This is a genomic window from Streptomyces sp. NPDC047974, assembly GCF_040653375.1.
Classification (GTDB): domain Bacteria; phylum Actinomycetota; class Actinomycetes; order Streptomycetales; family Streptomycetaceae; genus Streptomyces.
The window spans coordinates 205,580-217,899 of record NZ_JBEZNU010000001.1 but is presented as its reverse complement, the minus strand read 5'-3'; the positions used below and the strand labels follow the sequence as shown (position 1 = coordinate 217,899).

The following is a 12,320-nucleotide window of genomic DNA, read 5'->3' as shown; positions in this document are numbered from 1 at the left end:
CGCAACCACGGCAGGATCATCACCATGGGGCGGCCCGAGGGCTTCTCGACGACCGACGACCGACGACCGACGACCGACGACCGACGAGCGACGAGCGTGCGAAGCGAGGAGAGCATGGACGGGGATACCGTGGCCGGGGTGAATTCTCCGGGGGCCGGAGTCCTGCTGCGGCCGGCCGCAGCAGGGGACGCCGAGTTCCTGACGGCGATGCTGGTGGAGGCGTTCAACTGGGATGCCCCGCGGTTCAGTCGGGAGGAGATCCTGGCGACGCCACACTTCGCCCACTACGTCACCGGGTGGCCACGGGCCGGGGACTTCGGCGTCGTGGCCGAGGACCCCTCGGGCACGCCCGTCGGCGCGGTCTGGGCCAGGACGTTCCCCGCCGACGACCCGGGATACGGCCACGTCGACCCGCAGGTGCCCGAGCTGACCGTCGGCGTGCTCCCAGGACACCGGGGGAGGGGCGTCGGCGGCGCACTGCTGGACGCGGTGGTGGAGATGGCCGCGCGGACGGGCGTCGACCGCCTGAGCCTCAGCGTCGAGGACGGCAACGCCGCCGCCTCGCTCTACGCCTCCCGCGGATTCGTCACGGTCGGGCGGGAGGGAGACTCGGACACCATGGTGCTCCGGTTGGGCGGGCGCTGACGCGCCGCATCCACGCCACTTCGAGCCTCAGCCCCGCCGCCGGGCCAACCACCGTTCCGCGCGGCCCCGCTTGTCCGCGTCCTCGGAGCGCCGCGCGTGCGCCATCAGCCGTTCGCGCAGAGCTTCGGGCAGGTCGGCGACGTCCCGCTCCTGATGCGGCCGGCTCTTCCAGCCCACCAGGTGCCGTACGGCTCCGGCGTTGTGCCGCTCCCGCGCCCCGGCGTCGAGCAGGCCGGCGACGAGATCGGCGATCGGGACCCGGCCCAGCAGTTCGCCGGGCACGCCCTCGTGGACGGGGAAGCCGGAGCAGCGGCCGCTGCCGGAGCCGTACCAGGAGAGCAGGGCCAGCACGCGTTCGACCGGGTCGGGGTACGACTGCCGCAGCCGTTCGGTGAGTTCGGCGAGCAGCTCGGGGGAGGGCCGGCCGCCGGTTCGTGAGAGGTCGAGGATCCGGTCGGCGAAGCCTGCCGCCCCGGTGGGCATCGCCGCCAGCCAGTCGCGTTCCTCCGCGGCCCTCGCGTCCGCTCGTCGCCGGTCGGCCTCGTACCGCCGCAGGGGTTCGGGCATGCCGTGCCCGTCCAGCCATGCCAGGAGCAGCCGGCCGTCGGCGAGGACGGCGTCGCTCTCCCACCGATCCCACCGCAGCGTCTCTCCGTGGTGGAGCACGACGACCGCGAGCCGTCCGCCGGACCGGTCGGCCACCTCGAAGCGGACGTCCCCGAGGCACATGCAGCGGAAGCCGGGAAGGGAGTCCACGGCCATGGCCTTCCTGAGCCGCGCCGACTCCACCGGATCGGAGAGGTCCACCCGGAGCCCGGTGCCCGTTCCTTCCCCGTCCACCGGGCCGACCCGGACCGTGTGGGCCTGCCCCAGTACACCGTCCAGCGCCGTCGTTCCGTCCACGATCCGCCCCTCTTCCCGCCCCGGCACAGCCCCCGCCCCCGCAGGGGTGCCGTCTTGATCGTCGAGTCGTTAGGCCGGGGGCACGCCCAGGACGGTGTCGTGACGCCGTGACGCCGTGACGTCTACGACACCCATGATGCCCATGGGGCCGCCTGGGCTGAGACAGACCGACGGAGACGGAGAGGGCGCACGTGATGGACCGGTACAAGGCCGTGGACAGAAGGGCATCCGCCGTGGGGCGGGTCGGCTGCGCCCTCGCCCTTCTCCTGTGCGTCGCCTCCCCGCAGGCGCGCGCGGACGTGGGAGGGCCGGTCCTCGACCACGACTTCCCGGACCCGGACGTCGTGCGGGTGGGGGCCACGTACCACGCGTACGCGACGAACGGGGACGGGCACAACATCCGGCACGCGACCTCGCGCGATCTCGTCCGCTGGGAGCTCGACGCCGACGACGTCCTGCCCGCGCTCGGCGGCTGGGCCGCGCTCGAACCGCGCGGGAAGGTGTGGGCGCCCGAGGTGTACGACAACGGCGACGGCTTCACCATGCACTACACGGCCAGGGACGAGGCGAGCGGGCGTCAGTGCGTGGGCGTCGCCGTGGCGGACTCCGCAGACGGGCCGTTCACCCCGGTGGGGGACCGCCCGCTGGTCTGTCCGGACACCGAGGGCGGGGCGATCGACGCCTCCAGCCACACCGAGGGCGACCAGCGCTACCTCCTCTGGAAGAACGACGGCAACTGCTGTTCGCGGCCCACCTGGATCCATCTGCAGCCGACGTCCTGGGACGGTACCCGCGTCACCGGACCGCCGGTACGCCTCATCACGGGGGACCTCGACTGGGAGGGCGACCTCGTGGAGGCGCCCACGCTCGTCAAGCGCGCCGGCCGCTACGTGCTCCTCTACTCGGCGGACGCGTACGACGGCGAGGGGTACAAGATCGGGTACGCGGTCGCCGACCGGCTGAACGGCCCGTACACGAAGGCCGCCACGCCGCTCGTGACGACCGAGAGCGTCCGGCGGACGGTCGTCGGGCCCGGCGGCCAGGACGTCGTCACCGGTCCCGACGGCCGGGACCACCTTCTCTTCCACGGCTGGAGCCCCCTGGGCGAACGGCGCGTCATGTACCGGGCGGATCTCGGCTTCGCGGACGGCGGTCACCCGGTCGTCCGAGGCAGCAAGGTCCGTCACCAGGCGGAGCGGGCAGTCGTCCACCACGCCCTCGTGCGGGACGCCGACCGCGCCCAGGAAGGGCGGGCCGTCGGGCACATCGACCACGCCGACAGCCACGTGGAGTTCAGGGTCTTCGCCGCGTCCGGCGGGCGCCACACGCTGACCGTACGGTTCGGCAACGGCTCGCTGGACCCGGCCGGAGTCCCCTCGCCCGCCTCCCACGCCCTCACGGTCAACGGGCGCGCCGCGGGTGACGTCCGGTACCCGCACACCGGGTGGGACCAGTGGAGCAGCGTCGAAGCCCCCCTCGACCTGCGGGAGGGATGGAACACCGTCCGCCTGTCGAAGGGGGACCTGTACGCCGAGCTGGACAGCGTCGAGGTGGACTGAGAACGGGGAAAGGGGAACGAGGGAAGGGGCAAGGGGGGGCACGGCGGGAGGTCAGCCCCAGCGTTGGCGGTCCGTGTCCGCGCACGGCAGCGCCCGCAGTCCCGCGAGCGCGCTGTCGTCCAGGCAGGCTCCCGTCGTCCCGTTCCGCACCTGCACCGCGTCGTCGGGGCCGGGGGTGACCCGCCACTGTTGGGACGCCGAGGAGGCGGAGCAGGTGGTGGCCCGCAGGCCGGCGGGCTCGCCGTGTTCCAGACAGGCGCCGGTGGCGTGGTTCCTCAACCGGTGGGTGCCGTCCGTGAGGCGGGTCACGGTCCACCGCTGGTAGCTCATGCCGTTGCAGGCGTAGGACCGCAGCCGCTGGTCGAGGCTGTGATCGAGGCAGCCGCCCGTCGCGCGGCTCACGAAGATCCTGACGGAGTCGGAAGGGGAACCTCCGCCGCCCGAGGCGGCGACCTCCCGAGTGGCCTCCGCCGCCGGTGCCGGGCGGACGACGAGCAGGGTGCCGAACGTGCCGAGCACCGCCCCGACCAGGAGTCCCGTCAGCAGCGATCCGACTCGGCCGGGCCGGCGCAGGCGGGCGAGGAGCTTGAGGAGCTCGGGGAGCCGCGGTCGGCCGACCCCGGGAAGACCTTCCGAGCCGTCTGCCGGAGCGTCTCCCGGGCCGTCTCCCGGGCTGTCCTCCAGCACGGTGGACCGGTCTGAGGGTCGGTCTGTGGGTCGGTCTGCGGGTCGATCCGCGGGCTGGTCGGCGAGCTGGTCGGCGGGCAGGGAAGGACGGGGCTGGTTCCGGTCCGCCGCCTCCCACAGGACCCGGTACGCGTCGGGGTCGGCGTCCAGGGCGTGACACAGGTCCCGGACGACGGGCCAGGGCGGAACGGTGCTGCCGCGGAAGTACCGCGAGAGGGACGAGTCGCTGACGTTGAGGCGGTCCTCGAGGTCACGCAAGGTGCACCCCGATCGCTGCTGCAGGGCGCGCAGCGCGGCACCGAGCCGGCCGGCCGCGCCGGTGTCCGAAGTGTGACGGGCGGGCATGTCGTCATCCCTCTGTCCTGGCCCCGGCTGCTGGTCCAACCGTGCGTCCCACGTCCCGGGACAAGCACGTCCCAGCAGGTCAGAACCTTAGGGATCCCGACATCACGGAAGCAACCGGGACAAGCTTGTGGGCCGCTGAGGCACCGCCGCACACTCGGAACACCCGGCTCGCCGACACGGCCGACGGACGGGGGCCGTACACGGCTCCCGGACGGTCGTACACCGGCGCCGGCCCGCCCGCGATCCCCTGAACACCCGTCGATCCGCGGGCGGACCGTGCCCGAAACCGTCACCCCATCAGGTGACAGGCGAGTCCGTTCCCGTCGTCGACCGACACGTCAAGGAGAAACCATGCGTTCCAAGCTGAGGGCCCTCACCGTGGGGGCCCTGCTCCTCGCCGGCACCGTCCTCCAGGCCGCCCCCGCCCAGGCGGCCCTGATGCGCCCGCCCGGCAGCGGGGAGTCGTGCACGTACTCCGTCAGCGCCGACGGCAAGACCGGCAAGGGCATCTGCAAGAACGTCGGGGACCACATGATCGAGGTCAAGTTCATCTTCGTCTGCGGTTGGGCCCTCGACCTGGAGAGCCCGTGGCTCGCCCTCGCCCCCGGTGAGAGCGACGGCGCCCACGCAACCTGCGGCGGCAGCGGCGTCGGCAGCATCATCGCGGAGGTCCGCGACCTGTGAGCGGTCGTCACCTGCCGCCCGCGGACCCTCGCCCCGTCCCGCCCCCTCGCTCCGTCCGGCCCCCTCGCACCACTTCGCCCGAATCCGCGGCAACGACCGCATTCGCAGCAAGGAGAGACATCATGCGTAACCGACGGCGCGCCCTGACCCTGGGCGCCGCACTGACCCTGGCCGCAGTCGCGCAGCTCGCGCCCGCCGAAGCGGTGGTCAAGCGTCCGCCGGGGGGCGGCGAGGCGTGCACGTACTCGGTGTCCGCGGACGGCCATGACGCCACCGCGGTCTGCAAGAACAACAACAACCACCCCATCGAGTTCCGTGCCGTCATCGTCTGCGGCTGGACGTGGGACACGACCGGACCCTGGATCACCCTCCAGCCGGGCAAGCGGAAGGCGTCCAGCGGCCGCTGCGGCGGATCGGGCGTCGGCGGCGTCTCCGTCGACGTACGCGACCTCTGACCGGCCGGGTCCGGTCCGGTGGGGACCTGACCGGTCCGGTGGGGACCTGACCGGACCTGAGGGGACCTGACCGGACCTGAGGGGACCTGACCTGAGGGGACCTGACCTGACGGTCATCGGCAACCAGTCCGCCTCGACGGCACCGCCCCGGCCGGCATCGCCCGGCCGGGGCGGGCCGACAGGGCGGACAACCCGAGAAGGAGAGAGCATTCCATGGCCGACCCATCCCACCCCGGCGGCGGCCCCCGGGGCGTCCTCCTCGCCACGGCAGTCATCGTGGGCCTCTGCGGTGCCGTCGCCCTCGTCACTGTCCTGTGCCTTCACCTCTTCGGAGCGACCGGCGCCCAGGAGTCGGACACCAAGCCGCCACCGGTGACCGGCGACCAGGGATCGCAGGACCGGCCGTACGACCCGTTCTGGCCGCCCGCGCCGCCGCCCATGCCGCCGCAGCCCCTGCCACCGCACCCCGGCACGTACCGATGACCCGACGGATCCAGGGGCCACGACGCCCGGTCACGATGACGGCGCAGCGGCACGTCGTGAGGCGTGAGGCAGCGTCAACCATGCGCGCCACCATGGAGTTTCGCTCTTCGCCGCCGGGCCGTCACGCCCCGGTGGCATGATCCGGTGCGTGGACTACCGAATGTGCGTCGACATGCTGGCGAGGCTGCACGAGAACCCCGACGGGGTTCCCCGGCCGGTGCGACAGGCGAACGTCTCCCGGCTGCTGGAGGTGCTGGGCAGACCGGAGCGGGCACTGCGCGGGATGCTGGTGGTCGGGACGAACGGCAAGGGGTCGACGTGCGCGTACGCCGTGTCGGCGGTGGCCGCGACCGGCGCACGGGTCGGCAGCATGCCCAGCCCCCACCTTCAGGAGCCCAGGGAACGGATCCGGATCGACGGTGTCCCCGTGACGCGCGACGAGTACGTCGCGGCGTACTCCGAGGTCCGGCAGGCGATCGAACGGCACGACCTGCCCGTCCTCGCCCAGGGCGTCTACGCGCTCACCGCGGCCGTGCACTTCCGGCGGGCGGGCGTCGAGCTGGCCGTCGCCGAGGCCGGCATCGGCGGGAGACGGGCGGCGGCCGCGGAACTCGGCCTGGACGTGAAGGTCGTCACCGGCATCGGCCTCGACCACACGCGCCTGCTCGGCACCTCCCTCACCCGGATCGCCGAGGCGAAGGTCGCGGCCGCGCAGGACGGGGACCACGTCGTCCTCGGACGCCTGGACCCGGAGGCGGCCACGACCGCGGACCGGGTCCTCAAGGAACGGGTGGGACTCTCCGTATGGCGGATGGACCAGGAGATCCGCTACACCGCCCGCGTCGCCGACGGCGCGGGCCCGCACGGCCCGGTGACGCTCGTCGACGTCTCCACACCCCGCGCCGTGTACCGCGATCTGCCCTGCCCGCTCCCCGGAGCGCACCAGCACCACAACCTCGCGGTCGCCGTCGCCGGGGTCGACGCCCTCGTCGAACGCGGCCACGTCCAGGAGCCGGACGGCGACCGGCTCCGCGCCCGCCTGGCGGCCACCCGCTGGCCAGGACGCCTCGAACTGGTCGAGACCCGCCTGGGCGACTGGACGGGCCGCGTCCTCCTGGAAGGGGCCACCAATCCGCAAGGCGTCGCGACCGTGGCCCCGGAGATCCTGCGCCACGCCCGCGGCAGCGAACGCACGGCGCCGCCCGTGCTGCTCTTCGCGTCGATGGACGACAAGGACGTCTCCGGCATGCTCGCCCCGCTCCCCGCCGACTGGCCCCTGGTCCTCACCCGCACCGGCGCGACCCGGGCCGCGGACCCCGCCGCTCTGCGCGCCGGGCTCGCGCCCGGCCGCCGGGGCCCGTGCGTGACCGCCGAGGACCCCCGGTCCGCGCTCCGCCGCGCCGCCGAACTCGCTGGGCCCGACGGCCTGATCGTGGTGTTCGGCTCGCTGCGCCTGGTCGGCGAGTCCCGTACGGCCCTGGGCCTGCAGCCCGCGTGACGGGGCCTCCGGCCGGTCGGGGTCCGGACGTCAGACGGGCAGCGCGTGCAGCTTCTTGCCGTGCAGGGCGAACACGTGCTTCCCGTCGGTGGCCACCAGCCAGGCGTGGTAGTCACCGGAGCCGTCGTTGAACGTCCAGCGCACCGCACCGGTCTTCGCGTCGATGGCGATCACACCGCCCCGCTGGTCCAGGTCCGTGGCCGCGTACAGGACACCACCGGCCTTCACGTACTGCCGCGGCACCGTGAGGTTCGCGTCGGCGAGCGCCTGGGACGTCCAGATCTCCTTGCCGGTGCGGGGGTCGAGGGCGCGCAGGGTACGGCCGCTGTCCGCGAGGTAGAGGACGTCGTCCAGGACGGCCGGCTCCTTGAAGGACACGTAGCTCTCCGTCGTCTCCACCGACCACTTCAACGAGCCGTCGGCAAGGGCGAAGGCCTGGAGCTTCGGGCCCTGCGGCACGATCACCAGGTTCTCGTGCACGGCGAAGAAGCCGTAGTTGGTCTTGGTGGTCTTGTGCGTCCACACCTGCCTGCCGGTGGCGGTGTCGCGCACCGTGAGGTTCTTCTTGAAGTCGGTGTAGACGAGGTGGCGGCCCTGGGCGTGGGCGTGGATGCCGTTGCCCTCGGTGCCGAGGTCGCGCCGCTCCTGCCACGCCGGCCTGCCGGTACGGCTGTCCAGCGCGGCGATCACGTTGGTCTTCGACGACCCGTCGGCCTCCAGGACCTCGGCGATGACGTACACCTGCTCGTCGTCCACCGCGATCGGCCTCGGCTGCCGGTAGCCCTTGCCGAGGTGACCGCGCCAGGTCTCCTTGCCCGAAGCCGGGTCGTGGCCGGCGACCGTGCCGTCGTACGTGGCGCTGGCCAGGTACAGCGTGCCGTTGCCGAGCAGCATCGGTGCGCCGGGCACCGCGCCGTCCTTCGACGACCACCGCTCCGCGCCCGACGCGGCGTCCAGGGCGGCCAGCGGCTCACCACTGGCGATCACCACGCCGCTCGTGGCGACGAGTTCGTCGTTGTCGCCGTAGGTCTGCGCGGACGTCGTCTTCGTCCACAGGGGCCGGGGCGCCCCTCCCGTCCCGCCGGCGTCGCCCCCGGCGGGCTTCTCGCCACCGGACCCGCTGGAGTCGCCCGAGCCCCCGGAACCGCCCGATGCACCGGAGGTGCCCGATCCTCCGGAGGTCTCCGATCCGCCGAGGCCGGATTCGTCCGCGCGGCAGCCGGTCGCGCCCGCCGTCAGGACGGCCAGCGCCAGTCCGCCGCCGGCCAGCCGCAGCGCGCGCCGCCGGGAGAATCTGCCACTCGGCACGCTGTCGCCTCGCATCGTCATGTCGCTGTACTCCCGTGGAGCCGTCGGATCGGGGAACCGCTCGGGTCGGTGTCGTACAGACGTGCGACCCGGCGGCACGGAACGCTAGCCGTCGTCGCCGGCCGGAGGCGGTGCCGGGGTCGGATCGGGACGGCTTCGTGAACCAATCGGGACACTGCGGAGGCGCCCGCGGTGGATCAGGGCCGACGGCCCTACGCCTCCTGAGTCCGCGTCTGCTTCTGTTTCTGCCGGGCGTAGTAGGCGCGGGTGCGGTTGCGGTCGCCGCAGTCCTTCGTGTCGCACCAGCGACGGTTCCGGCGCGGTGACGTGTCGAGGTAGACCCATCCGCACGTGGCGTCCTCGCACTGGTGCAGGCGGTCGAGGTCGTCGCGCTGGGTGAGGGCCACGAGCCCCCGGACGATGCGGTGGCGGGGCAGGTGGAGGTCGGTCTCCCGGTCCTGCCACTGCCAGCGGCCGTCCGCGTGGACGAGGTCCGCCGCGGCGATCGACGCCCGGTACAGGCCCGCGAGGTCCGCGGCGGCTGCCGCGTCCTCGGCGAAGAGGGCTTCGTAGACCATCTCCCGCGCGGCGACCACCCGTTCGCGCTCCCGCTCGGCCGCGGCGCCGTCGTGCTCGGCGAGGTCGCGCAGGGCGGTGGCCTCACCCGTACCGATCAGACCGGATTCGAGACACCACTCGACGACGTCGGAGTAGGTCCGCAGGGACTCCGTGCGTGCGGGTCCGCCCAGTCGCCACGCGACGGTGTTCACCAGGTCGAGCATGCGGTCGCCTGCGATGTGGCCGAACTTCACCAGCGGCTCCTCTCTTGGATGTCGATCCTCACGGATGTCGACCCTCATGGGTGAAAGCATCATTGCATGTGAGGTCATCCTCTGTGATCATGATGCTCCATTCGCCGTCATGCCCAATAGGCGAATCATCCATGAGATCGCCACGAGGGGAACGCCGTGCCCGCTGCCGCCGTCGTCAGACCGTTCACCGCCCTGTGGGCGTCACAGGCGTCCTCGAACCTCGCCGACGGACTCCTCCAGGCCGCAGCCCCGCTCCTCGTCGCCACACTGACCCGTGACCCGCTCGTGGTGGCCGGCATGACGGTGGCGCAGTTCCTGCCCTGGCTGCTCGCGACCCTCCCCGCGGGCGCGCTCGCCGACCGGATGGACCGGAGGCGGATCCTCGTCGCGGGCAATCTGCTGCGCGCGGCGGGGTTCGCGCTGCTCGCCCTCGCCCTCGCCGACGGATGGCGCCACGTCGCGCTTCTCTACGCCGCGGTGTTCATCGCCGGCTGCGCCGAGACGCTGGTCGACAACGCGGCCCTGGCCATACCGCCCCGCCTCCTGCCCCGCGCGAAGCTGGAGCGCGCCAACGGCCGGCTGTTCGCCACGCAGTCGCTCGTCAACACGTTCATCGGCCCGCCCGCCGGCGCGGCGCTGTTCGCGCTGGCGGCCTCCGCGGCCTTCTTCACGGGCGCGGCGGCGTTCGCCCTCGCCGGACTCGCCGCCCTGCTGCTGCCCGCACTGCGCCCCACGGGAGAGGAACCCGAGCCCGACGGCTCCGGCGGCCGCTCCGGCCGCACCACCCTCACCCAGGACATCCGCTCCGGATGGGCCCACTTCTGGCGCCACGACCTGCTGCGGCGGGTCGCGTTCATCTCGGCGGCGATCAACTTCTTCGGCGCGGCCACCGGTGGGCTCCTCGTCCTGCTGATCACCGGCCCGTACGCGGTGGACATCGCGAACTACGGCCTCTTCATCGCCGTTCCCGCGGCCGGCGCCACGGCGGGCTCACTGCTCGCCGAGCGCGTCGTGCCCCGCATCGGCGGCGGCCCCACCACCTGGCTCGCCGCCCTCGTCCCGGCCGCCGGTTACGCGGTCCTCGGGCTGGGGCACAGCGCGCCGCTCGCCCTGGCCGCGATGTTCGGCGCGGCGTTCGCCGGCTCGCTCAACCAGATCGTCGTCAGCACCCTGCGTCAAGCGGCCGTCCCCGACGCGCTCCTCGGCCGCGTCACCGCCGCGTACCGCCTGATCGTCCTGGGCGTCGTACCCCTCGGCGCGTTCGGCGGAGGCCTGCTCGGACGCCACCTGGGCGTCCGAGCCGTCTTCCTCGCCGCGGCCGCCGGACTCGCCCTCACCGCGATCCCCCTCGCCTCCCGGGTCACGACCCGGCGCCTCCGCGACGCGGAGGCGCCTCCCGTGGGGGCTTTCCGATCGGACGGGTGACGACCTCCCGACCCTGTCGCGCATCGGGTCGACGGGCCCCTCTTCGCGGGCTCCGGCTGCATTTCCCGGCCGGGCCTCGCTTCCCGCTCCGGTCAGGAACGGTTGTCTCCGTGGGTGAGGGTCTCCCATGCGACGAAGAGGTTGTTGGTGCCGGCGGGACGGTTGCGCTTGGTCAGCGTCTCGGTGTTGGTCATGGCGAAGCCGAGACGGTTGTGCATGGCGTTGTAGCCGACCTCCGTGACGGGGCCGAGCCCCAGGTGCAGGCTGCCGCCGCACAGCGTGCTCGGCACGGTCGTGCCGAGTTCGTACCTGGACTGGAAGCCGAGTGCCTGGCGCAGCCGTTCGCCGACGTCCGTGCCGTACAGGTCCTGGCCCTGGATCCGGCTGGTCTCGGCGACGTGAGCGATGGCCGAGATGCCGTAGCCGGTGTGCGTGAAGTCGCGGCAGGTCTCCTGGGTGAGGCCGGTGGTGAAGGTCGACTGGCCCTGCCAGTACTTGACGATCTTGTCGCGGGTGTCGAGGTTCTGGCTCGGCACGGTCTTCGGCAGTGCGCCGTCGGAGGCGAGGTACACGTAGGCGGCGGTGCGCGTGCGGAACTTCGCCATGGCCTTGTCGTACGACGCCCTGTCCTCCAGGAAGACGGATATGCCGACGGCGGCCTCCATCATCGACAGCTCCCAGTTTCCGTTGGAGTGCGAGCCGTTGATGACCTCGGGGAGGTAGACGTTGCGGAGCATCGTCGCGAACCGGCCCGAGTTGGGCCAACCGCCCGTGTACGTGTACTTGATGATCTCGGCGGCCTTGGGCCACGAGGAGCCCGCCCAGCCGGTCTGGAGCGGGGCGTTGCTGTTGGTGTGGTCCGTGATGACGGCGGACCAGGCGTCCATCAGCTGGATGGACTTCTGCGCGTAGCGGGCGTCGCGGGTGACGTACCAGGCGAGCGCGTTGGTGTACGCCGCGATCGCGTCCTCCCGCTCGTCGGTGCAGCCGTAGTTGGGGTTGGAGTACGAGCCGCACTCCACGACCGCGCGCGGCTTCGGGGTGCGGTTCGGGTCGGCGTACTTGCTCGCCATCATCTGGTCGTACGCGCCCTTCCAAGGCTGTGCGCCGGCCAGCACCTTGGAGCGGGTGAAGTCCAACTGGCCTTGGGAGACGGTCACTCCGGGATGGGTGAAGACGGCGGGGGCGGCTTCGGCGCGGGGCGCGGACGGCCAGGCGAGAGCGCTGGTGACGAGTGCGGCGACGGCCGCGAGGAGTGCGGTTCTGCGCATGGGTGGGGGGCCTTCCGTTCTCGTGTGAACGTGAAACGCCTTGCGGGGAAAGCGTGTTGAGCCGAGACCATAGGTCTGGACCATGCTTTCGTCAAGGTGTGAAGGAAGGGGGTGGGACGGGATGGGTGGGGGGCAGAGGGGCGGGGGAGGGCGGGAGACGGAGGGGCGGGCCGTACCGAGCACGCCTCGTGTGCCGCCTGCCCGGTGCGGGTGCTGCCCGCCTCGCGCCCGCTTGCCGCAGACTG

The 12,320-nt window shown here is 72.7% G+C and carries 12 protein-coding genes; 7 read left to right on the top strand and 5 right to left on the bottom strand.

From position 1 onward, the window contains the following. Positions 1-24: 24 nt before the first annotated feature. The gene (locus AB0E19_RS00995) at positions 25-645 is read left to right on the top strand and encodes a GNAT family N-acetyltransferase (RefSeq protein WP_362171093.1); all 621 of its coding nucleotides are present in this window, start codon (positions 25-27) and stop codon (positions 643-645) included. A gap of 27 nt (positions 646-672) precedes the next feature. Here AB0E19_RS00995 and AB0E19_RS00990 read toward each other — a convergent pair whose 3' ends face one another. Next, complete coding sequence (locus AB0E19_RS00990; protein WP_362171090.1) at positions 673-1,548, bottom strand: hypothetical protein; 876 nt, start codon at positions 1,546-1,548, stop codon at positions 673-675. A gap of 194 nt (positions 1,549-1,742) precedes the next feature. On the opposite strand from AB0E19_RS00990, the gene AB0E19_RS00985 reads away from it, so the two are divergent. Then, positions 1,743-3,107, top strand: a complete 1,365-nt coding sequence (locus AB0E19_RS00985; protein WP_362171087.1) for a family 43 glycosylhydrolase — start codon at positions 1,743-1,745, stop codon at positions 3,105-3,107. Between the two features lie 51 nt (positions 3,108-3,158). Here the strand turns inward: AB0E19_RS00985 and AB0E19_RS00980 are convergent, their stop codons facing one another. After that, positions 3,159-4,139, bottom strand: a complete 981-nt coding sequence (locus AB0E19_RS00980; protein ID WP_362171084.1) for a helix-turn-helix domain-containing protein — start codon at positions 4,137-4,139, stop codon at positions 3,159-3,161. A gap of 351 nt (positions 4,140-4,490) precedes the next feature. Between AB0E19_RS00980 and AB0E19_RS00975 the strand changes: the two genes are divergently transcribed. The 4 genes from AB0E19_RS00975 (at position 4,491) to AB0E19_RS00960 (ending at position 7,259) form a co-directional block, all read left to right on the top strand. Continuing rightward, positions 4,491-4,823 (top strand): hypothetical protein, encoded by a 333-nt coding sequence (locus AB0E19_RS00975; RefSeq protein ID WP_362171081.1) that lies wholly within the window; start codon positions 4,491-4,493, stop codon positions 4,821-4,823. Positions 4,824-4,945: 122 nt separating this feature from the next. After that, positions 4,946-5,278: a hypothetical protein gene (locus tag AB0E19_RS00970; RefSeq protein WP_362171078.1), complete on the top strand. Its 333-nt coding sequence runs from the start codon at positions 4,946-4,948 to the stop codon at positions 5,276-5,278. 213 nt (positions 5,279-5,491) lie between these two features. After that, positions 5,492-5,761, top strand: a complete 270-nt coding sequence (locus AB0E19_RS00965) for a hypothetical protein (RefSeq protein ID WP_362171075.1) — start codon at positions 5,492-5,494, stop codon at positions 5,759-5,761. 148 nt (positions 5,762-5,909) lie between these two features. After that, positions 5,910-7,259 carry a bifunctional folylpolyglutamate synthase/dihydrofolate synthase gene (locus AB0E19_RS00960; RefSeq protein WP_362171072.1) on the top strand — a complete coding sequence of 450 codons (1,350 nt, stop codon included), beginning with the start codon at positions 5,910-5,912 and terminating at the stop codon, positions 7,257-7,259. Positions 7,260-7,289: 30 nt separating this feature from the next. Here AB0E19_RS00960 and AB0E19_RS00955 read toward each other — a convergent pair whose 3' ends face one another. Together AB0E19_RS00955 and AB0E19_RS00950 are read right to left on the bottom strand one after the other, a co-directional pair. Beyond that, a complete protein-coding gene (locus AB0E19_RS00955; RefSeq protein ID WP_362172278.1) occupies positions 7,290-8,582 on the bottom strand; it encodes a PQQ-binding-like beta-propeller repeat protein in 1,293 nt (430 codons plus the stop codon). Between the two features lie 197 nt (positions 8,583-8,779). Beyond that, a complete protein-coding gene (locus AB0E19_RS00950) occupies positions 8,780-9,379 on the bottom strand; it encodes a CGNR zinc finger domain-containing protein (RefSeq protein ID WP_362171069.1) in 600 nt (199 codons plus the stop codon). 156 nt (positions 9,380-9,535) lie between these two features. Between AB0E19_RS00950 and AB0E19_RS00945 the strand changes: the two genes are divergently transcribed. Next, positions 9,536-10,804, top strand: a complete 1,269-nt coding sequence (locus AB0E19_RS00945; protein WP_362171065.1) for an MFS transporter — start codon at positions 9,536-9,538, stop codon at positions 10,802-10,804. A gap of 92 nt (positions 10,805-10,896) precedes the next feature. On the opposite strand, the gene AB0E19_RS00940 is transcribed toward AB0E19_RS00945, so the two are convergent. Further along, positions 10,897-12,075, bottom strand: coding sequence for an alginate lyase family protein (locus AB0E19_RS00940; RefSeq protein ID WP_362171062.1), 1,179 nt, complete (start codon positions 12,073-12,075; stop codon positions 10,897-10,899). Between the last annotated feature and the right edge of the window lie 245 nt (positions 12,076-12,320).

Bases quoted from the DNA above. Each gene is read 5' to 3' on its own strand.
- AB0E19_RS00965 (WP_362171075.1), top strand. From the start codon at position 5,492: ATGGCCGACCCATCCCACCCCGGCGGCGGCCCCCGGGGCGTCCTCCTC.
- AB0E19_RS00940 (WP_362171062.1), bottom strand. From the start codon at position 12,075: ATGCGCAGAACCGCACTCCTCGCGGCCGTCGCCGCACTCGTCACCAGC.
- AB0E19_RS00970 (WP_362171078.1), top strand. From the start codon at position 4,946: ATGCGTAACCGACGGCGCGCCCTGACCCTGGGCGCCGCACTGACCCTG.
- AB0E19_RS00975 (WP_362171081.1), top strand. From the start codon at position 4,491: ATGCGTTCCAAGCTGAGGGCCCTCACCGTGGGGGCCCTGCTCCTCGCC.
- AB0E19_RS00955 (WP_362172278.1), bottom strand. From the start codon at position 8,582: ATGCGAGGCGACAGCGTGCCGAGTGGCAGATTCTCCCGGCGGCGCGCG.
- AB0E19_RS00995 (WP_362171093.1), top strand. From the start codon at position 25: ATGGGGCGGCCCGAGGGCTTCTCGACGACCGACGACCGACGACCGACG.
- AB0E19_RS00985 (WP_362171087.1), top strand. From the start codon at position 1,743: ATGGACCGGTACAAGGCCGTGGACAGAAGGGCATCCGCCGTGGGGCGG.
- AB0E19_RS00980 (WP_362171084.1), bottom strand. From the start codon at position 4,139: ATGCCCGCCCGTCACACTTCGGACACCGGCGCGGCCGGCCGGCTCGGT.